Annotated in this window: 16 protein-coding genes and 2 tRNA genes; 3 read left to right on the plus strand and 15 right to left on the minus strand. The window is 58.8% G+C overall.

Translation table 11 applies throughout. The annotated features are described in order from the left end of the window. Window positions 1-87 precede the first annotated feature (87 nt). Together E5180_RS04900 and E5180_RS04905 are read right to left on the minus strand one after the other, a co-directional pair. Window positions 88-1,302: an N-acetylmuramoyl-L-alanine amidase gene (locus E5180_RS04900; RefSeq protein ID WP_138923414.1), complete on the minus strand. Its 1,215-nt coding sequence runs from the start codon at window positions 1,300-1,302 to the stop codon at window positions 88-90. A 68-nt stretch (window positions 1,303-1,370) separates the two neighbouring features. After that, window positions 1,371-2,513 carry a pyridoxal phosphate-dependent aminotransferase gene (locus tag E5180_RS04905; protein WP_138923415.1) on the minus strand — a complete coding sequence of 381 codons (1,143 nt, stop codon included), beginning with the start codon at window positions 2,511-2,513 and terminating at the stop codon, window positions 1,371-1,373. Between the two features lie 139 nt (window positions 2,514-2,652). On the opposite strand from E5180_RS04905, the gene E5180_RS04910 reads away from it, so the two are divergent. Together E5180_RS04910 and E5180_RS04915 are read left to right on the plus strand one after the other, a co-directional pair. Next, on the plus strand, window positions 2,653-3,396 hold the full coding sequence (locus tag E5180_RS04910; RefSeq protein ID WP_093733900.1) for a DsbA family protein: 744 nt from the start codon (window positions 2,653-2,655) through the stop codon (window positions 3,394-3,396). Window position 3,397: 1 nt separating this feature from the next. Continuing rightward, entirely contained in the window at window positions 3,398-3,880 is a 483-nt protein-coding gene (locus E5180_RS04915; RefSeq protein ID WP_138923416.1) for a disulfide bond formation protein DsbA, read from the plus strand. Between the two features lie 3 nt (window positions 3,881-3,883). Here E5180_RS04915 and E5180_RS04920 read toward each other — a convergent pair whose 3' ends face one another. From E5180_RS04920 to hemA, 5 genes are all read right to left on the minus strand, one after another. Beyond that, window positions 3,884-4,423 carry a GIY-YIG nuclease family protein gene (locus E5180_RS04920; RefSeq protein WP_138923417.1) on the minus strand — a complete coding sequence of 180 codons (540 nt, stop codon included), beginning with the start codon at window positions 4,421-4,423 and terminating at the stop codon, window positions 3,884-3,886. Beyond that, complete coding sequence (locus E5180_RS04925; RefSeq protein WP_138923418.1) at window positions 4,420-5,574, minus strand: DNA cytosine methyltransferase; 1,155 nt, start codon at window positions 5,572-5,574, stop codon at window positions 4,420-4,422. The genes E5180_RS04920 and E5180_RS04925 overlap by 4 nt, the downstream gene beginning before the upstream one ends. Before the next feature lie 60 nt (window positions 5,575-5,634). Then, on the minus strand, window positions 5,635-6,768 hold the full coding sequence (gene ispG, locus E5180_RS04930) for a flavodoxin-dependent (E)-4-hydroxy-3-methylbut-2-enyl-diphosphate synthase (protein ID WP_138923419.1): 1,134 nt from the start codon (window positions 6,766-6,768) through the stop codon (window positions 5,635-5,637). Between the two features lie 98 nt (window positions 6,769-6,866). Next, entirely contained in the window at window positions 6,867-8,120 is a 1,254-nt protein-coding gene (locus tag E5180_RS04935) for a helix-turn-helix domain-containing protein (RefSeq protein WP_138923420.1), read from the minus strand. 117 nt (window positions 8,121-8,237) lie between these two features. After that, window positions 8,238-9,461 carry a 5-aminolevulinate synthase gene (gene hemA / locus E5180_RS04940; protein WP_138923421.1) on the minus strand — a complete coding sequence of 408 codons (1,224 nt, stop codon included), beginning with the start codon at window positions 9,459-9,461 and terminating at the stop codon, window positions 8,238-8,240. Between the two features lie 338 nt (window positions 9,462-9,799). Between hemA and E5180_RS04945 the strand changes: the two genes are divergently transcribed. After that, entirely contained in the window at window positions 9,800-11,176 is a 1,377-nt protein-coding gene (locus E5180_RS04945; RefSeq protein WP_138923422.1) for a M20/M25/M40 family metallo-hydrolase, read from the plus strand. Window positions 11,177-11,251: 75 nt separating this feature from the next. Here E5180_RS04945 and E5180_RS04950 read toward each other — a convergent pair. The 8 genes from E5180_RS04950 to E5180_RS04985 all read right to left on the minus strand — a co-directional run bounded on the left by E5180_RS04950 (window position 11,252) and on the right by E5180_RS04985 (window position 17,804). Beyond that, window positions 11,252-11,328 (minus strand) — tRNA-Asp (locus E5180_RS04950). A gap of 216 nt (window positions 11,329-11,544) precedes the next feature. Continuing rightward, window positions 11,545-11,621: transfer RNA gene (locus E5180_RS04955), tRNA-Asp, on the minus strand. A 185-nt stretch (window positions 11,622-11,806) separates the two neighbouring features. Then, window positions 11,807-12,166 (minus strand): Na+/H+ antiporter subunit G, encoded by a 360-nt coding sequence (locus tag E5180_RS04960; RefSeq protein ID WP_093733865.1) that lies wholly within the window; start codon window positions 12,164-12,166, stop codon window positions 11,807-11,809. Beyond that, window positions 12,159-12,428, minus strand: coding sequence for a K+/H+ antiporter subunit F (locus E5180_RS04965; RefSeq protein ID WP_138923423.1), 270 nt, complete (start codon window positions 12,426-12,428; stop codon window positions 12,159-12,161). The genes E5180_RS04960 and E5180_RS04965 overlap by 8 nt, the downstream gene beginning before the upstream one ends. Continuing rightward, window positions 12,425-12,916, minus strand: a complete 492-nt coding sequence (locus E5180_RS04970) for a Na+/H+ antiporter subunit E (RefSeq protein ID WP_138923424.1) — start codon at window positions 12,914-12,916, stop codon at window positions 12,425-12,427. The genes E5180_RS04965 and E5180_RS04970 overlap by 4 nt, the downstream gene beginning before the upstream one ends. Window position 12,917: 1 nt before the next feature. Further along, window positions 12,918-14,567, minus strand: a complete 1,650-nt coding sequence (locus E5180_RS04975) for a monovalent cation/H+ antiporter subunit D (protein ID WP_138923425.1) — start codon at window positions 14,565-14,567, stop codon at window positions 12,918-12,920. Then, on the minus strand, window positions 14,564-14,941 hold the full coding sequence (locus E5180_RS04980; RefSeq protein ID WP_138923426.1) for a Na+/H+ antiporter subunit C: 378 nt from the start codon (window positions 14,939-14,941) through the stop codon (window positions 14,564-14,566). Before E5180_RS04980 ends, E5180_RS04975 begins: the two co-directional genes overlap by 4 nt. Before the next feature lies 1 nt (window position 14,942). After that, complete coding sequence (locus tag E5180_RS04985) at window positions 14,943-17,804, minus strand: monovalent cation/H+ antiporter subunit A (RefSeq protein WP_138923427.1); 2,862 nt, start codon at window positions 17,802-17,804, stop codon at window positions 14,943-14,945. Between the last annotated feature and the right edge of the window lie 54 nt (window positions 17,805-17,858).

Here is a 17,858-nt window from a genome sequence, read left to right on the forward strand (position 1 = left end):
CGCAACCCTGTGGGAATCGTCAAAACACGATGCAGTTTTCCTGTGCGATAACCCGCGCACAGATAACGCCATCGGACGTGCCGTGGATTACTGGCGAATCAAAGGCTTAAGCGCTGCATCCGCGTCGCGCCACTTGGCAATGGAATCGGCAATTGCTGAGACCATCACAGCACGCCAGATCGGGTCCCGCAGATTGGCCAGGTCCCGTTTGGAGCTGAGAAACCCGATTTCGATCAGGACCGACGGAATATCGGCGGATTTCAACACGGAGAAACCGGCATTGCGCAGCGGGTGCCGGTTCATTGGCCCCCCGGCAGCTTTCATCCCCTCAAGCAGCGCGGAGGCGGCGGCAACGGACCGTGGCTCTGTCTCTTGGCGGGCAAGGTCCAGCAGCACGCTGGCCACCTGATCGTCCGACCCGGTCAGATCAGCCCCCGCGATAATATCCGCGCGGTTGTGACGGGCCGCCAGATGATCCGTGGCGGAATCACTGGCGTCATCCGACAGCGTGTAGACCGTCGCACCCTTCGCCCCGCCTTGGGGCAAACTATCAGCATGAAGTGATATAAACAGATCGCCCTCTGCCTGATGCGCGATGGCGACACGTGTTTCCAGCGCAACGAAGTGGTCGGTGTTGCGAGTCATCACCACGTCGATTCCGTCACGCACCAGCGTGTCCCGCAGCGCTTGGGCAAAGGAAAGCATCAGGTCTTTTTCCAAAACGCCGTCCGTTTCAGCCCCCGGATCGACCCCGCCGTGTCCGGGGTCCAGCACAACGCGGAACGGGCTTGCTTTGGTATCGGCCTCCACCTTCGGCGGCGCAGCAAGCGCCATGGTCCACGCGGGATCCACAGGCGCACCAGCGGCTTCGGCAAACTCTTCGACGGTGGCCGATTTCAACTCGATCTCAAGCGTGGCCTGACCAGAGCCCTTGTTCACCGGCATCCCGATTTGGCGCGGGATCATTGGTTCGGCCAGATCCGCCACCAGACGTGACCAACCGGGCTGGAACGGACCAAAGCGCAATCCGCTGATCCGCCCCGGCTCTGGCAGCAGGTCTTGGGTGTTGACCCCGCTCCAATCGGCCTCGCGAAAATCAACCACCAGCCGTGCCGGATCATCCAGCAGGAACACGCGAAACGGCACGCCCTGGCTTAACCCCAACGTCAAGGTTGTCCCGCCGAACCATCCATCCGAGATCGCGCTTTTGTCCGGTTCAACCCGCGCAAGCGCCGTCAGATCCTGCGCCGAAGCAGGCAAGGACAGCGCGCAAACCGTTGCGATAATAGGGAAAATACGCATGCCTGTCACCGTTCTGCTTGGGGTGGTTGCGGCGGGTATAACATTCCGCCGCGCCCCGAACCAGCCTTTCAGCGTGCTGCCATATAGGCCTTGAGCCGCCCAAGACCCTCGGCGATGTCTTGTGTGCTGCGCGCATAGGAAAAGCGTAGCGTCTGATGCCCGCGTACCGGATCGAAATCCAGCCCGGGCGTTACAGCCACGCCGGCCTTGTTTAGAATGTCACGCGCCAATTCGCGGCTGTCCGTTGTCAGCGATGACACATCCGCATAGACATAGAATGCCCCGTCAGGGGGAGCGAAACTGGTGAACCCGGCTTCGCGCAGCCCCGTGACCATCATCGCACGGTTGGCGCGGTAGACGTCCATGTTTGCCTCAAGCTCTGCCGTGCAATCCATCGCGGCAAGGGCGGCCACCTGACTGGCGTGCGGTGCACAAATAAACATATTCTGGGCGATCCGCTCAACCACGCGCACGTGATCCTCGGGCACAACCATCCAACCCACACGCCACCCCGTCATAGAGAAATACTTGGAGAAGGAATTGATCACATAGGCGTCGTTCGTGATCTCAAGCGCGGTAACGGCTTTTTTCTCGTATTCGATGCCGTGGTAAATCTCGTCCGAAATAAATGACGCGCCCTGCCCGTGGGTCGCGTCAATCAGCGCAGACATCGCCCCATGGTCCAGCATCGTCCCCGTGGGGTTGCCCGGCGAGGCGACCAAAAGCCCCTGAAGGTCCATATCGGCGAAATCCGACGGCACCGGCTGCAAACGGTTCTCGATCGAGGTGGGCAGATCAACTGGTGTGAGGTCCAGCGCCTTAAGAATTTGGCGATAGCTGGGATAGCCCGGCGCACCGATACCGACCCGATCGCCCGTATCAAACAGCGATGTGAACGTCAGAATAAACCCGCCCGACGAACCAGAGGTGATCACCACGCGGCTTGGGTCCAGATCAACATTGTACCACTCGCCGTACATCTGCGCGATCCGCTTGCGCAGCGCCGGCAGGCCAAGTGCGACGGTATAGCCAAGCGCGTTCTGCTCCATCGCGGCTGTCAGCGCGGCGCTGGCCCCTTTGGGCGCGCCGGTGCCGGGCTGGCCGACTTCCATATGGATGATGTGGCGGCCTTCTGCCTCGGCGGCAGCGGCGGCCTGCATTACATCCATCACGATAAAGGGATCGACCTGGGACCGGGTTGAAATACGCATAAGCTTGATCCTACTGTTGGGCTTGGACCTTTCACCGCACCCCGCTGGTGCCGTCAACCCTTGTGCGTGCGTTCAAAATCGCGCACCACCCCTGCAACCGGTGCCTGCACCCCTGCGCAACAACAAGCGAGTGACCCTGATGAAAAAGCTGATCGCCCCCGCCTTGATGGCCCTGTCCCTGACAGCCCCCGCCCAAGCGATGGACCTGACCGAACTGACCGACGCCGAGCGCGCGCAATTCCGCGCGGAGGTTCGCGCCTATTTGATGGAAAACCCCCAAGTCATCATGGAAGCGGTCAACCAGCTACAGCAACGCGAGGCCGAAGCGCAGGCGCAGGCGGATTTCACGCTGGTATCCGACAATGCAGCGGCGATCTTTGATGATGGCTATTCCTATGTCGGCGGCAACCCTGACGGCGATTTGACCATTGTCGAGTTCATGGATTACCGCTGCGGCTACTGCAAAAAAGCGTTCTCCGAAGTCGAAAAACTTGTGAACGGCGACGGCAACATCCGTTTTATCGTAAAAGAGCTGCCGATCCTGGGCGAGCAATCCATGGTCGCCTCGCGCTTTGCCATCGCGACCAAGATCGTGGCGGGCGACGAGGCCTATAAATCCGTTCACGACGCCCTGATGAGCTTTAACGGTGACATTACGCAGACGTCGCTAAGCCGATTGGCCAGCAGCTTTGATCTGGATACCGACGCGATCCAGAAAGAAATGGACAGTGCCGAAGTCACAGCCGCGATCGCAAACACACGTGAGCTGGCACAAGCGATGCAAATTTCTGGCACCCCGACTTTCGTGATGCAAGATGAACTCCTGCGCGGCTATCTGCCCTATGACCAGATGAAAGCCATTGTCGCAGAAAAGCGCGACTAAGATGCGCCTGGCCCTGGTGTTTTGCGTGGCCGCCCTTCCGGTGGTCGCGCAAACTGACTTTGGCGCGCTAACAGATGCGGAGCGTATGGCGTTCGGGACAGAGCTACGTGCCTTGTTGCGCGCCGAGCCCGAGCTGGTCGCCGCCGCAGTGACGCCTCCAAATTACGCGGCCGAGGCCTATCAAGAGAAGGCACAAGCCGACCTTGACCTGATCGCGTCGCTCACACAGCAGGTGCTGGCGGGCACGCGGATTGCGTTGTTCACCGGTGAAGATTGCGCGGACTGTGCAAATGCGCTGGAAGAACTTAACACAATATCAAATACATACAACGTGACGTTCAAGCATCACGTTATGTCCGATCCGACAAGCGCTGCCTTGGCAGAACAGCTCGGGATGACAGATTTGCCGTTTTACGTCATGCCCGACAGTATCCTGCGCGGCCATATGCCTGACATCGTCCTGCGGCGCTATCTGACGCAATAGCGGTTAGAGAAAGCGCTGATGATAGCGCACCATGCGTTTGAAATGCGCGTCCAGCGACCGCTTGAGATGCGGCGCTTCCTTCACGTTAAGAATGTAGTCGACCAGTAGATCATATTGCTTGATCTGGCGCGGCAGACGGTTTGACGGGGTCAGCCGCGACTGCCGTTCCTCTTCGTCGATGACTTGCACCACCTGCTTTTCGGGCCATTCGAATACCGGCGCATCGGCCACCATCGGCTTGCCGTTCATCAAGGGCAATTCGGCGTCGTAATAGGCAAAGATTGACCGCTCTAATGGCTCAACTTCGGCCTTAATCGCGACGGGCCACGCCCAGACAAATGCGATTTCCCACACGTCGATCTGACGGTTTGCAATCACATCCGAGCGTGCCGACGTCAGATGCCGCCGCACCCGTGTACGGATGCCATCGACTGACTGGCCCACGTAAATCGGATTGCCGTCCAGATCGCACAGCGCATAGACGCCGATCTGATTGGTCAGCGCCGCCAATGCTTTGCCACGAAACGCCTGCGCCGCGTTCATGCCACTGCGCCCAAGCTTTGGCGTTTCAGAATGGGGGCGAACAGCACCTCGTCCAGATAACGCACCACCGGCACAGCAACGCCGTCCCCTGCCACGCGGTAGGCATTGTTATAGGTGTCGGGCATCTTGTAGCTATCGGGCAGCCCCATCAGCCGCGCCACCTCACGCGAGGACACAAGCCGCGCCTTGGCCTGGTTGCCCTTGATAAACATCAGGATTTGCCGCGATGATCCGCCCGCGGGCGTCCGTAGGCACCCTGCGATCCCGTCGGTGCGCAGCTCTGCCCGTTGACGGACGTTGCCGTCTGCGTCAGGGCGGCCACGTTTATAAATCGTACCGACCACCGTACGCCCTGCCGTACGCGCCACACGCAACCGTTCAAGGCTGGGCGGTGACATCAGTGTCAGCAAACGGTCGGTGTCCGCCGCACTGAACCAAGGCATCGTGGCGCGGCGTTCTAGCACGCGCTCTAGCGCTTGTTCATCGGCAGGGGCGTCGTCAAGCTTCCACCAGACCCAGTTCGACCGCACAGGACGCGACGCAGAGGCCAGAAACTTTTGCAACTTCTTGCCGTGAAAGACATGGGACGGCTTTGGCGCCGTCAGACCCGAAATGTCGATATCCTCGCGCACGCAGACAACAAACAGTCGCGGGCGGCTTTGTGGCAGGAACCGCCGTGCGTCGATTTCAAGCGCGCCAACCTTATATCCAAGCCGCACAAACGTCGCGAGCACCGTGTTCATATCAGCGCCACTGTTGCGTGACACCAGCCCGACCACATTTTCAAAGGCGATGATCCGCGGTGCGAAACCCGCTTGGATGGCCGTTGCGATCTTGTCGGCCCAATGCGCAAAAACACCACTGCGCGCGCCGCTTAGGCCCTGGCCCTTGCCCGCGAGGCTGAAATCCTGACAGGGACTGGAGGCCCAATACATATCTACCTGACGCGACAGCAGATCGTCCGGCATCTCGGCGATATCGCCGTGATGCAGCGCGTCCTGCCCCCAATTGCGGGCATAGACCTTGCATTTCATCGCATCGATATCATTGGCCAGCACACAGTCCCACCGGCCCTGCAAAGCCGCACGCACCATGCCACCGCCGCAGAAAAACTCGGCGTATGTAGGGGTCTTGGCGGCGTGATCAGGCATATCTATTGATATGGAATACGCAAATATCTGTCGATGGCAAATGCGCCGCTTTGGGCAAAGTCACTCGGCTGCTTGCTCTGCCGCTTGGGTCTCTGCCTCGATGGCTTCGGCGCGGGCTTCGACCTGTTCGACGATGTGGTCGATCATACCCTTGTTGCCCAGCTTGTGACTTTGCTTGCCCGCAAGATAGACCATCCCCGACCCGTTGCCGCCACCGGTAAAACCGACGTCCGTCATCAGCGCCTCGCCGGGGCCGTTGACGACGCAACCAATGATGCTCAGGCTCATCGGTGTTTTGATATGTTCCAACCGCCGCTCCAGCGCTTCGACGGTTTTGATTACGTCAAACCCCTGACGCGCGCAGCTGGGGCAGCTGATAATGTTAACACCACGGTGGCGCAGGCCGAGGGATTTCAGGATTTCGTACCCGACTTTCACCTCTTCGACGGGATCAGCAGACAGTGACACACGGATCGTGTCACCGATGCCCATCCACAGCAGGTTACCCATACCGATCGCCGATTTGATCGTGCCCGACGTCAGCCCGCCAGCCTCGGTGATCCCAAGGTGAATGGGCGCGTCCGTGGCTTCTGCCAACTGTTGGTAGGCAGCGGCAGCCATAAAGACGTCGGATGCTTTGCAGCTGATCTTGAATTCGTGAAAATCGTTGTCCTGAAGGATCTTGATGTGATCCATCCCGCTTTCGACCATCGCATCCGGGCAAGGTTCGCCATATTTTTCAAGCAGGTGCCGTTCAAGCGAGCCTGCGTTCACGCCAATACGGATGGAACAGTTGTTGTCCCGCGCCGCCTTGATCACCTCTTTGACGCGCTTTTCGTCACCGATATTGCCGGGGTTGATCCGCAGACAAGCGGCCCCAGCCTCGGCGGCTTCGATCCCGCGTTTGTAGTGAAAGTGGATGTCGGCAACGATCGGCACGGTCACTTCGCGCACAATTTCTTTCAGCGCCTTCGAGCTTTCCACATCAGGTACCGACACCCGCACAATATCAGCGCCCGCATCAGCAGCAGCCTGAACCTGCGCGATCGTCGCTTTGACATCGGTGGTCAGCGTGTTCGTCATCGTCTGCACGGTGATCGGCGCATCCCCCCCGACCGGCACATTTCCCACCATGATCTGGCGGGATTTCCGACGGTAAATGTTGCGCCACGGGCGAATGTGATTGAGGGACATGCAAAGCTACCTTTGGCAATGAAACAGTCGAAGGATCGGTCAGGGCCGGTTCGCCCTACACCTATTCAGCCCGTCGCGTTGTTGCAATGGTAACCGGCTTATTCAGTCGGCGGAGTCGCGGCATTCTTCAGCTCGGCCACCATCGTGGCAAGCGCGGAATTCTCTTCCAGCACCGCGGGTTCATAAAGTTCAGCCAATGCCTGACGATGCAGTGGCAGATTGGACGTCACAGCACCACGATCACCGACAGGTCCGAAATACTGACCATCCATCGCGAAATAGAGCGCACCGGATTCGCCCGTACGCAATGTTGGGGGTTCTTCGGTTGCGGGGATATCCCAGCTGTCGCCCTTGTTCATGATACCTTCAAAGATGACCTTGCCGTCGGCAGCACGGACCCGCACCCAAGACGGATAGGCCGCAACCATACGCACCTGCGGGGCGGATTCTTCGACCACCTGCGGTACCGTACCGGGGGCCACATCCGCCACATCGCGCTGGATATCACCATTCTGGGCAACACGCTGCGGCGTCACGCCAATCGATGGTGACGGGGATCGCGAGATCGAGGCAAAGCTGCCGATGCTGCGCGGGTCAATCGAGGAAATCGGCGCATCACGGGCCACAAGCACGGGAACATCCAGCGCCGCCGGACGATAAAGCCGATCAAGCGCATCCGACCGCGGGGCTGCCATTGTCGCCGGAACGTCGGGGTCCTCGGTCGTATCGGGCGCAGCGGCAAGCGCGCCCTGCAGCGGGTCAAGGTCAGACAGCACAACGGGGGTTTCGTCCACGGGGGACACCTGCACGCGCTGCACTTCTTTCAGCACGCTCCAGCCGCCATACCCAATCCCGCCAATCAGCGCGACCAGCACCAGAACCGACCCCAATGCACCGGGTTCGATTCGCGCCAGAAAGGAATCGCCAACTGGCGTGAAGGGGGTCGCGGGGCGGGAAAAGATGTCGCTTTCACCGGTGTGTTTCAGGCGTTCTTCGCGGGACGGCTTTTTAACAACCGAGGCTTTGGACGACATGCCATGCGCGACAGCAAAGCCGGATTCAGCACAGAATGCGGCAAAGGCCTTGTCAGGGTCCATATTCAGATAGCGCGCATAGGAACGCACATAACCCGCAATAAAACCAGGTGTATCAAAGGCTTCCGGGTCAGCATTTTCGATTGCCGCGATATAGGATGCTTTGATCCGCAGTTCGCGCTGCACGTCCAAGAGCGATTTACCAAGGGTCGCACGTTCGCCCCGCATCAAATCACCTAGGCGCAAGTCGAAAGCGTCAAAGCCTTTGGCTTCAACTTCCTCGTCATCTGCTGACTTGAAGGACCACCGCCCAATCATAAAAATGTCCCGTAGCTATGCCCGCTGCCCTTAATCGAAACAACATGTTGATTCGAGATTAGGCTTTTCTTTCGTTATCGGTAGCATAAATCAACGGACTATACGAAATATTCGGGGTCATCCCGCCATTTCGGCACGATTCAGCGCACAATGGGACCATAGGGCGTCCATTGCGTGAACCAGCCCTTCGATTTCCAGCGGGCCATGCACAGGCGACGGGGTAAAGCGTAAGCGCTCTGTTCCGCGGGGGACTGTGGGGAAGTTGATCGGCTGCACGTAAATGCCATGATCTTCCAGTAAGCGGTCGGACAAAATCTTGGTATGAACAGGGTTCCCGACGATCACAGGGACGATATGGCTGCCGTGATCGATGATCGGCAAGCCCAACCCCTTCAGCCGCAGTTTAAGCACTTTGGCCTGCTGCTGATGCTTCTCGCGCAGCTCGGGCGCGGTCTTGAGAAATGCGACCGACGCCGCAGCGCCTGCAGCCACCGCAGGCGGCAACGACGTGGTAAAGATAAACCCCGGCGCGTAGGACCGGATCGCATCACACATCTTGGCGGAGGCCGCGATATAGCCACCCATCACGCCATAGGCCTTGGCGAGCGTGCCATTGATAATATCAAGCCGGTGCATCAGGCGGTCACGTTCCGCAACCCCTGCCCCGCGTGGTCCGTACATCCCGACGGCGTGGACTTCGTCAATATAGGTCAGCGCGCCGAACTCGTCTGCAATGTCGCAAATCGCTTCGATCGGGCCAAAGTCGCCGTCCATCGAATAGATCGATTCAAACGCGATCAATTTAGGCGCTGCGGGATCATCGGCGGCCATCAGCTCGCGCAGGTGATCCACGTCATTGTGCCGGAAGATACGCTTGGCCCCGCCATTGCGGCGCACGCCTTCGATCATAGAGGCATGGTTCAACGCGTCGGAATAAATGATCAGACCTGGAAAGAGCTTGGGCAGCGTGCTCAGGGTTGCGTCGTTGGCGATATAGGCGCTGGTGAACAGCAACGCGGCTTCTTTGCCGTGCAGGTCGGACAGTTCTTCTTCAAGGCGCTTGTGATAGACTGTGGTACCCGAAATGTTGCGCGTCCCGCCAGAGCCAGCCCCGGTCGCATCAAGCGCCTCGTGCATGGCGGCAAGAACAACAGGGTTTTGCCCCATCCCAAGATAGTCGTTCCCGCACCAGACAGTGATGTTTTTATCCTGCCCGTCAGGTTGCGTCCAGACGGCGTGCGGAAAGTGCCCGTTGCGGCGCTCAATGTCGATAAAAGTCCGGTAGCGACCTTCCTCGTGCAGCCGGTCAATCGCCACATCAAGCTGTTTGGTATAGTCCATTGCGCCTTGCTCCTTCGTCGGTGGCGGGACCAGCAAAGGCAACCGGATCATTCGCCATATTCGTGCCTTGGAATGAATACCGGTTAGAACCATTCAAATCAATGCTTTAATAGGCACCGATTGTCGCAGGCCCTGCCGCAAGGCCCCTCGCAGCACGACCAGATGATGCGCATCGGAAACCCATGCACTGCCCTGCACACCGCAAGCGAATGATTTTCAAGCGATTCTTGTACGGTTTCGCGCGCAGACATCGCGCGCATGTAGCCCACCACTGGACATGGCCAAGCGCGCTGATACGGTCGCGCTAATATCCACCCCGACAGAAAGGTTTACCTCACATGTCCCTACCCGACGTCTTGGCGCGGATCGACAGCGATCTGGATGCGGCCACCGACCGCCTGCTGGAGCTGCTGCGCATCCCCTCTATTTCAACCGACCCCGCGTTCAAGGAAGACTGCGACCGCGCTGCCGACTGGCTGGTCGAGGATCTGAACAGCATCGGTATTGAGACCACCAAACGCCCCACCCCCGGTCACCCGATGGTCGTGGGTCATGTCGATGGCCCCGCAGACAAGCCGCATATCCTGTTCTATGGCCACTATGATGTGCAACCCGTTGATCCGCTAAACCTGTGGAACCGTGATCCCTTTGATCCTGCCGTTGAAGACACAGCAAAGGGCCGCGTGATCCGCGGGCGCGGTGCGGCGGATGACAAGGGCCAACTGATGACCTTTGTCGAATCGTTGCGGGCGTGGAAAGCCGTGAACGGTGACTTCCCCTGCCGGATGACGTTCTTCTTTGAGGGCGAAGAGGAATCGGGCTCGCCATCGCTGGTGCCTTTCATGAAGGAAAACGCCGAAGAGCTGCGCGCCGATTATGCGATGATCTGCGATACAGGCATGTTCCAGTCCAAGGTGCCCTCTATCGTGACCATGTTGCGCGGATTGATGGGCGAAGAGCTCACCATCACAGGCCCCGATCTGGACCTGCATTCCGGCATGTACGGCGGCGTATCGATGAACCCCGCGCGTGTTCTGTCCAAGGTGATCGCATCGCTGCATGACGACGCAGGTCGCATCACCGTGCCGGGTTTCTATGACGGCGTGCCCGAGCTGCCCGACGATATTCAGGCCCAGTGGCAGGGCCTCGCCTTTGATCACGACAGCTTTTTGGGCGACGTTGGCCTGTCCAAACCCGCCGGCGAGCAGGACCGTATGCCGATCGAGATGATCTGGTCGCGCCCCACCTGCGAAGTCAACGGCATGTGGAGCGGCTATACAGGCGCGGGTTTCAAGACCGTGCTGCCGTCGCAGGCACACGCCAAGATCAGCTTCCGTCTGGTGGGCACGCAAGACCCCCACGTCATCCGCGAAAGTTTTCGCAAGATGGTGACCGACATGATGCCCAACGACTGTACAGCGAGCTTCCACGCGCATGGGTCGAGCCAAGGGTCAGTGTTTGAAACCACCGCCCCCGCGTTCGAGGAGGCGCGCAAGGCACTGACAGACGAATGGAATGTGCCCGCCGCCTATGTCGGGTGCGGCGGGTCGATTCCCATCGCAGGCCACTTCCAGAAAATTCTGGATACCACGCCGGTGCTGATTGGATTCGGCAAGGATGACGATGCCATCCATTCTCCGAATGAAAAATACGATCTGGAGAGCTTTCACAAAGGTATCCGAAGCTGGGCACGGATATTGGATGCAATGACCTAAGAAAACGGGCGGGCCTCGCGGCCCGCTTTTCCCTTTTTAGGACGAGGTAAATCAGACAATCTAAAAAGGGATAAGTGGCGCGGTTGACGGGGCTCGAACCCGCGACCCCCGGCGTGACAGGCCGGTACTCTAACCAGCTGAGCTACAACCGCGCAGTAAGGGCGGAATAAGATAACCAGCCCGGAGCGTCAAGCGATTAACCGCAGAAAATTACAAAGAATTCTGGAAAATTTCAGCGCAGACCGCGCAGGGCAAAATACGGCCTCGGACACCCCAGAAATGGGTGAAAACAATGGCCTGAACGCACAAGCAAACCACGCCCCGAAGGGCGTGTGCTTGTCATCATGATGTATGATAAAATGCAGCGGTGGCGCGGTTGACGGGGCTCGAACCCGCGACCCCCGGCGTGACAGGCCGGTACTCTAACCATCTGAGCTACAACCGCCCACTGCGTACTTCGTCGTTGCCGTCGAAGCGTTTGGTGGTGATAGGGTCTGCTCGCGATGGCGTCAAGCAGGGTTTTGCACCGAATGGCACGAAAATTGAAATTTTCTTTAGGCAGGAGCAAAATGCCCTGTCCGCCCCTGTTTTGGCAAAAGAAAAACCCGCGCTTTGCGGCGCGGGTCTATGTTATTTCTCAGAGTAAGTGCCCCAGACGTGGTCACTGGGGGCTGGCGGCATATCCTTGGTTTGATGCAGCCGGTGCAGATTTACTTTGGCGATAAGATGCCCGGTGATCGGTGCCGTCACAAACAGGAACGCCATCACCAGAACTTCGTGCAGCGACCCTGTCTCGGACGCGAAGGAATATATCATCGCCGCCATCAACAAGGACCCGACACCCAGTGTCGAGGCCTTGGTCGGCGCGTGGAGCCGCGACATGCAGTTATCGAGCTTGATCAACCCGATCGACCCGACGAGTGTGAAAAACCCGCCTACGATCAACAGGGCAGAGATGATGATTTCGGGGATTAGGGGCAGATCACTCAATGATATCACCTCGCAGGACAAAGCGCGCGATGGCCACGGTGGACACAAACCCAAGCATGGCAAAGATCATCGCGCTTTCAAAATAGATGGCAGTGCCCAAACGCATACCCAGCAGGATGATCAGGGCGATCGCATTCACCACCATTGTATCCAGCGCCAGAATACGGTCGCCGGTATTGGGGCCTTTCAGCAAGCGTAGCATCGCCAGCAACTGCGAGACCGCAACGGCACCAAAGGCGATGTTCAAAGCAATCACAATCATTCGAAAATCTCCTTCAGGCGACGCTCATAGCGCTGTTTGATGTCGTCGCGGACCTCGTCAGGATTTGCCGCGTCCAGCGCATGCACCAAAAGTGCTTTCCCATCTTCAGAGACATCGGCAGAAACCGTACCCGGCGTCAGGGTAATCGTGCCGGCCAACATGGTAATCGCCTCGGGGGTGCGTAGCTCCAACGGGATCACGACCCAGGCCGGACGCATGTTCTTGTTCGACTTGAACAAGACAATCATAGCGACCACGACATTGGCCACCAGAATATCCCACAACACCATGATCAGATAACCCACCAGCTTGGCAGGTTTGGCAACCGGCGGGCGGTCAGGCCAATAGGCGGCAGTTGCAATGGGGATCAACAGCCCAAGGATAACCCCAAATACAACAGTGCCAAGCTTGATTTCATTGACCAACAGACACCACGCAATCGCAAGGATCGCGGTCAGCATCGGATGCGGAAGCAGTCGGGATAACATATCAGTGATCCTTTTCTGGTGCAGCGGCGGCGTCTGCGCCTTGGCCATCAGTAGCATAGCCTGACCCGTTGGCCTCACCGTGAGTGTCTTCGGCGTGATCGTCGGTGATCTCTTTGCCCGGCGTGGTCAGGACAATCGATAGATAGCGTTCGGGGTCGAACAGCTGTGCCGACGTCGCTTCTAGCACGCGGGTGACAGGGCCCGCCGCGACGGTCAGCGCGACAAGCAAGGCCAGCAGGCTGCCAACGGAAACCATAGCCAAAACGCCCTGCCCTTCAGGTGCCGCCGACGCGGCAACAGCGTCCTCTGCAGGCGTTTCAGCCCGCTGATGCGCTTTCCAGAAAATTTGGCTGCCAGCCCGAGAGAAACCAACGACCGCGATCAACGACCCGCCAAGGATCGTCGCCCAGACCCACCACATCAGATCAGCGCTGCGTGCCGCATCCAGTATCAGCAGTTTGCCGACAAAACCCGAAAGCGGCGGCAGACCTGTCATGGCAATCGCCGCAACAAAGAACATGCCCGCCACCAGCGCGCCACCTGTCATGGGGGGCGCATCAACGAAAGCTACATCTGCCGCGCCGCGCCGACTGCGGATCACATCGATCAGCATAAACAACGCCGCAGCGGCAAAGGTGGAATGGATCGCATAATAAAGTGCTGCGGAAATCCCTGCGGGGGTAAAGACCGACACGGCGGCCAGCAACATCCCCATGGACCCGATCACGGAAAACGCGACCATCCGGTCAGCTCGTTTCGCTCCCAGCACGCCCGCCATTCCGAGCGTCACGGTCAGCAACGCCGCAGGCATCAGCCAGACATCAAACAGTCCTTGCGTGATCTCAAGGTCAGGAGGGAAGACCAGCGTGTAGAAACGGATGATACAGTAAGCGCCAACCTTGGTCATGATCGCAAATAGCGCCGCCACCGGCGCCGGTGCTTCGGCATAGCTGGCTGGCAGCCAGAAATGCAGCGGCAGGATCGCGGCTTTTACCGCAAAGACCAGCAGCAACAGAACTGCAGCGACGCGAATACCCGCGCCATCGCCTGCGTCCAATGTAGCCACGCGCATCGCCAGATCCGCCATGTTCAGCGTGCCGGTTTCTGCATAGATCGTGCCAAGCGCGAACAGGAATAGCGTCGAGCCCAAAAGATTATAGAGCACATATTGCGTGCCCGCCCGCAGACGCCGTTGCCCGCCTGCATGGATCATCAACCCGTATGACGCAATCAGCAGCACTTCGAAAAACACAAAGAGGTTGAACGCATCACCGGTCAGGAAAGCGCCCAATATCCCCATCAACTGAAACTGGAACAGTGGATGGAAATGCCGCCCGCGATTGTCCCAGCCCGACCCGATAGCATACAGCAACACCGGCACTGCAAGCACACAGGTCAGCAGCACCATCAACGTCGACAGACGATCCGCGACCAGAACAATGCCAAAAGGCGCGGCCCAATTGCCAAGCTGGTACAGGCTCACCGTGCCGTCAGAGGCCTGCCAGAACAATCCAACCGCTAGCATCAGCAGCCCCAGCGTCCCCGCAACTGACAAGGCGCGCTGGATCAACAGATGATAGCGTGCGGACAATACCATGAAAGCCGCCAGCATAGCCGGCAGAACGATCGGAAGAATAAGCCAATGGGTCATGCCGGGCCTCCTCCGCGCTGTGAGGGTTCAGCGTTTTTGGTGTCGGCCAGCGTGTCGGGTTCGTTCACCAGATCATCGCCCGCGCTCAGGTAAGACCCGACCGCAATCATCACCACCACGGCGGTCATGCCAAAGGAAATAACAATGGCCGTTAGCACCAGTGCTTGGGGCAGCGGGTCGGTATAGACCTCTACCCCGTCCCGCAGGATCGGCGGCGCATTCAACGCCAACCGGCCCGACGCAAAGAGGAAAACATTGACCGCATAGCTGACCAGCGACGTGCCGATGATCACAGGAAAGGTACGCAAGCGCAGAATCAAATAGACCCCGGCAGCAGTGAGAACGCCAATGGCGGAAGCGACTAAAAGCTCCATATCAGGTCTCCGTCTCGGTTTTCGGTTCATCCCGTGACGGGTCGATATCCATAGGGTGTTCGCTTTCCTCGATGCCCGCACGACGCCCCAGCCGCGAGAAGCTTTCAAGCGACAGCATCACCGCGCCGACCACCGCAAGGAACACCCCAAGGTCAAAGCCCATCGCGGTCGCCAGCTCAAATTTCTCCATTGGGGGAATGCGGAAATAGCCGAACGCGGAGGACAGGAAAGGGGCCCCGGCGAACCACGCGCCGATACCGGTCAGACCGGCACAAAGCACCCCTGCCCCGATGATGCCGTGATAAGGATAGCGCTGGCGGTTGTCGGCCCAAGCAAAGCCGCTGGCCATATACTGCATCACGACCGCAATCGCCACGATCAGACCGGCGACAAACCCGCCGCCCGGTTCGTTGTGTCCACGCAGGAAGATATAAACACCTACCAGCAACACGACAGGCATCAAGACGCGGGTCAGCACCACCATCATCATCGGGTGGGCGTCGCCCGCGCGCTTTTCCTCATAGCCACGGTTCAGCAAACGTGCGCGCACGGGGCCTGACAAAAGCGCCTCTGTCAGGGCATAGATCACCAGCGCAGCAATCCCGAGCACGATGATTTCGCCAAAGGTGTCAAAGCCACGGAAGTCTACAAGGATCACGTTCACCACATTGGTCCCGCCGCCGCCTTTGTAGGAATTGGCAAGGTGGTAGTCCGCGATAGAGGCAATCGGGAAATCCGACATCAGGATTGAATAGATCAACCCCGCCGCGGCCAGCCCTGCCACAACCGACACCACGATATCGCGGCTACGATGCAAAACAGTGCTTTCCTTAGGCGTGCTGTTGGGCATGAAGTTCAACGCCAGCAACAACAGCACGATCGTCACCACCTCGACCGAGATCTGGGTGAGCGCAAGATCGGGGGCCGAGAAGTAGTTGAACCCGACGGATACCATCAGGCCGATGATCCCCATCAGGATCAGAACCGCCAGACGGTTCCGGTGCACCGTGACCAAGAACCCCGTCGCGATCATCAACATCAACCAGCCGGCAAAGCCCACTGCCGTTATCGGCAGCATCTCGCGCGTAGGTGCGCCGTCGGTGCCGGTGAACCATGCGTGTGCTCCAATGGCGACGACGGCGGTCACAAAGATCGCGGCGTAGCGGGTGAAGGAACCGTTATGCAGACGCTCCGACACGAGGCTTGCGAGCCCGACAGCGCCTGCGATAATCCGGTCAAAGATGTCCTTTGCCTCGGGGCGCGGGGTCGCGGCCCAAAGACGCGCCAACGGGTTCCACGCCGCCAGCAGGATCAAACCACCGACCACAGCAAACGCTGACATCCCGAGAGCGGGCACAAACCCGTGCCACAGCTTGATATGTTCGCTTGGCATTTCAGCAGCAGAGCCGATCACGGCTTGCGTCACGGTACGAACAAAAGGTTCCGCCAGAAACGGAGCCACACCGATCACGATCACGGGGATGATCAGCAAGGCGGGCGAAATCCACAGACCGAATTCGGGATCGTGGGGCTTGGCCGGATAGTCGTTCCGGACCTTGCCAAAGAAGGTATGCGCGATAAAGCGGAAGCTATACGCAGCAGAGAACAATGCCCCCAGCGTCGCCACAGCCGCCACCAGATAGGGCGAACCGAACAACGTTGTGTGCAGCGCCTCTTCCAGCATCATCTCTTTTGACAAGAACCCATTAAGCAACGGGATACCCGCCATAGACAACGCAGCCAGTGTTGCAATCGCAAAGGTGATCGGCATCAACCGGCGCAGCCCGCCCAGACGGGTCATGTCGCGGGTATGGACCGCGTGATCGACAATACCGGCGCTCATGAACAAGGCCGCCTTAAAGCTCGCGTGGTTCAGAATGTGGAATACAGCCGCCATCGCGCCAAAGGACGTGCCGGTGCCCAGCAGGAACGTGATCAAACCCAGATGCGACACGGTGGAAAATGCCAACAGCGCCTTGAGGTCGTTTTTAAAGATCGCGATCAGCGCACCAAGGACCATCGTGATCAACCCGGCAGAGCAGACCAACACGATCCAGATTTCCGTGCCCGACAGAACCGGCCACATCCGCGCCATCAAGAACAGCCCCGCCTTCACCATCGTGGCAGAGTGCAGATAGGCCGAGACCGGCGTTGGTGCCGCCATGGCGTGCGGCAGCCAGAAGTGGAACGGGAATTGCGCGGACTTGGTGAAACACCCCAGCAGAATCAGGATCAGCGCGGGGATATACAGCGGCGACGCCTGAATAAGGTCACGATTTTCAAGGATCACCGTCAAATCATAGCTGCCCACAATCTGCCCCAGCAGCAGCATGCCACCGATCATCGCCAGGCCACCCATGCCCGTTACAGTCAGGGCCATACGCGCGCCCTGACGCCCCTCGGGCAGATGCTTCCAGAACCCGATCAGCAGGAAGGACGATAGCGACGTGAGTTCCCAGAAAATGAGCAACATCAATATGTTGTCCGACAGAACGATCCCGACCATCGCGCCTTGGAACAGCAGTAGATAGGTGAAGAACGCGCCCATATTGTCGTCACGCGACAGGTAGAACCGCGCATAAAGGATGATCAACATCCCGATTCCAAGGATCAGACCCGCAAACATCAACCCCAACGGATCGAGGAAGAGGTTCACGTTCAACCCCAGCTGAGGCAGCCACGTGAGGCTAGCGGTCACGACCTCGCCCGCAAGGACAGCCGGCGCGTGTGTCGCAAGGCCGATCGCGGCGCAGGCCGTCACCAGAAGGGTCACCAAAAAGCAGCTTTGTCGGCCGGCCTGATACATCAGGCCGGGCAGCAAGGCGCCAAGAAACGGGAGGGCTATAATCAGGAACAATGACATGGCCGCAACTATGTCATGAGCTGCGCTAAAACGACCAGCCCTCTTTTACCAAAT

The organism is Sulfitobacter sp. BSw21498, from assembly GCF_006064855.1.
Taxonomy (GTDB): Bacteria; Pseudomonadota; Alphaproteobacteria; order Rhodobacterales; family Rhodobacteraceae; genus Sulfitobacter.

Excerpts from the sequence above, each read along its gene's own strand:
- E5180_RS04900 (WP_138923414.1), bottom strand. The coding sequence starts at position 1,302 with ATGCGTATTTTCCCTATTATCGCAACGGTTTGCGCGCTGTCCTTGCCT.
- E5180_RS04905 (WP_138923415.1), bottom strand. The coding sequence starts at position 2,513 with ATGCGTATTTCAACCCGGTCCCAGGTCGATCCCTTTATCGTGATGGAT.
- E5180_RS04910 (WP_093733900.1), top strand. The coding sequence starts at position 2,653 with ATGAAAAAGCTGATCGCCCCCGCCTTGATGGCCCTGTCCCTGACAGCC.
- E5180_RS04915 (WP_138923416.1), top strand. The coding sequence starts at position 3,398 with ATGCGCCTGGCCCTGGTGTTTTGCGTGGCCGCCCTTCCGGTGGTCGCG.
- E5180_RS04920 (WP_138923417.1), bottom strand. The coding sequence starts at position 4,423 with ATGAACGCGGCGCAGGCGTTTCGTGGCAAAGCATTGGCGGCGCTGACC.
- E5180_RS04925 (WP_138923418.1), bottom strand. The coding sequence starts at position 5,574 with ATGCCTGATCACGCCGCCAAGACCCCTACATACGCCGAGTTTTTCTGC.
- ispG (WP_138923419.1), bottom strand. The coding sequence starts at position 6,768 with ATGTCCCTCAATCACATTCGCCCGTGGCGCAACATTTACCGTCGGAAA.
- E5180_RS04935 (WP_138923420.1), bottom strand. The coding sequence starts at position 8,120 with ATGATTGGGCGGTGGTCCTTCAAGTCAGCAGATGACGAGGAAGTTGAA.
- hemA (WP_138923421.1), bottom strand. The coding sequence starts at position 9,461 with ATGGACTATACCAAACAGCTTGATGTGGCGATTGACCGGCTGCACGAG.
- E5180_RS04945 (WP_138923422.1), top strand. The coding sequence starts at position 9,800 with ATGTCCCTACCCGACGTCTTGGCGCGGATCGACAGCGATCTGGATGCG.
- E5180_RS04965 (WP_138923423.1), bottom strand. The coding sequence starts at position 12,428 with ATGATTGTGATTGCTTTGAACATCGCCTTTGGTGCCGTTGCGGTCTCG.
- E5180_RS04970 (WP_138923424.1), bottom strand. The coding sequence starts at position 12,916 with ATGTTATCCCGACTGCTTCCGCATCCGATGCTGACCGCGATCCTTGCG.
- E5180_RS04975 (WP_138923425.1), bottom strand. The coding sequence starts at position 14,567 with ATGACCCATTGGCTTATTCTTCCGATCGTTCTGCCGGCTATGCTGGCG.
- E5180_RS04980 (WP_138923426.1), bottom strand. The coding sequence starts at position 14,941 with ATGGAGCTTTTAGTCGCTTCCGCCATTGGCGTTCTCACTGCTGCCGGG.
- E5180_RS04985 (WP_138923427.1), bottom strand. The coding sequence starts at position 17,804 with ATGTCATTGTTCCTGATTATAGCCCTCCCGTTTCTTGGCGCCTTGCTG.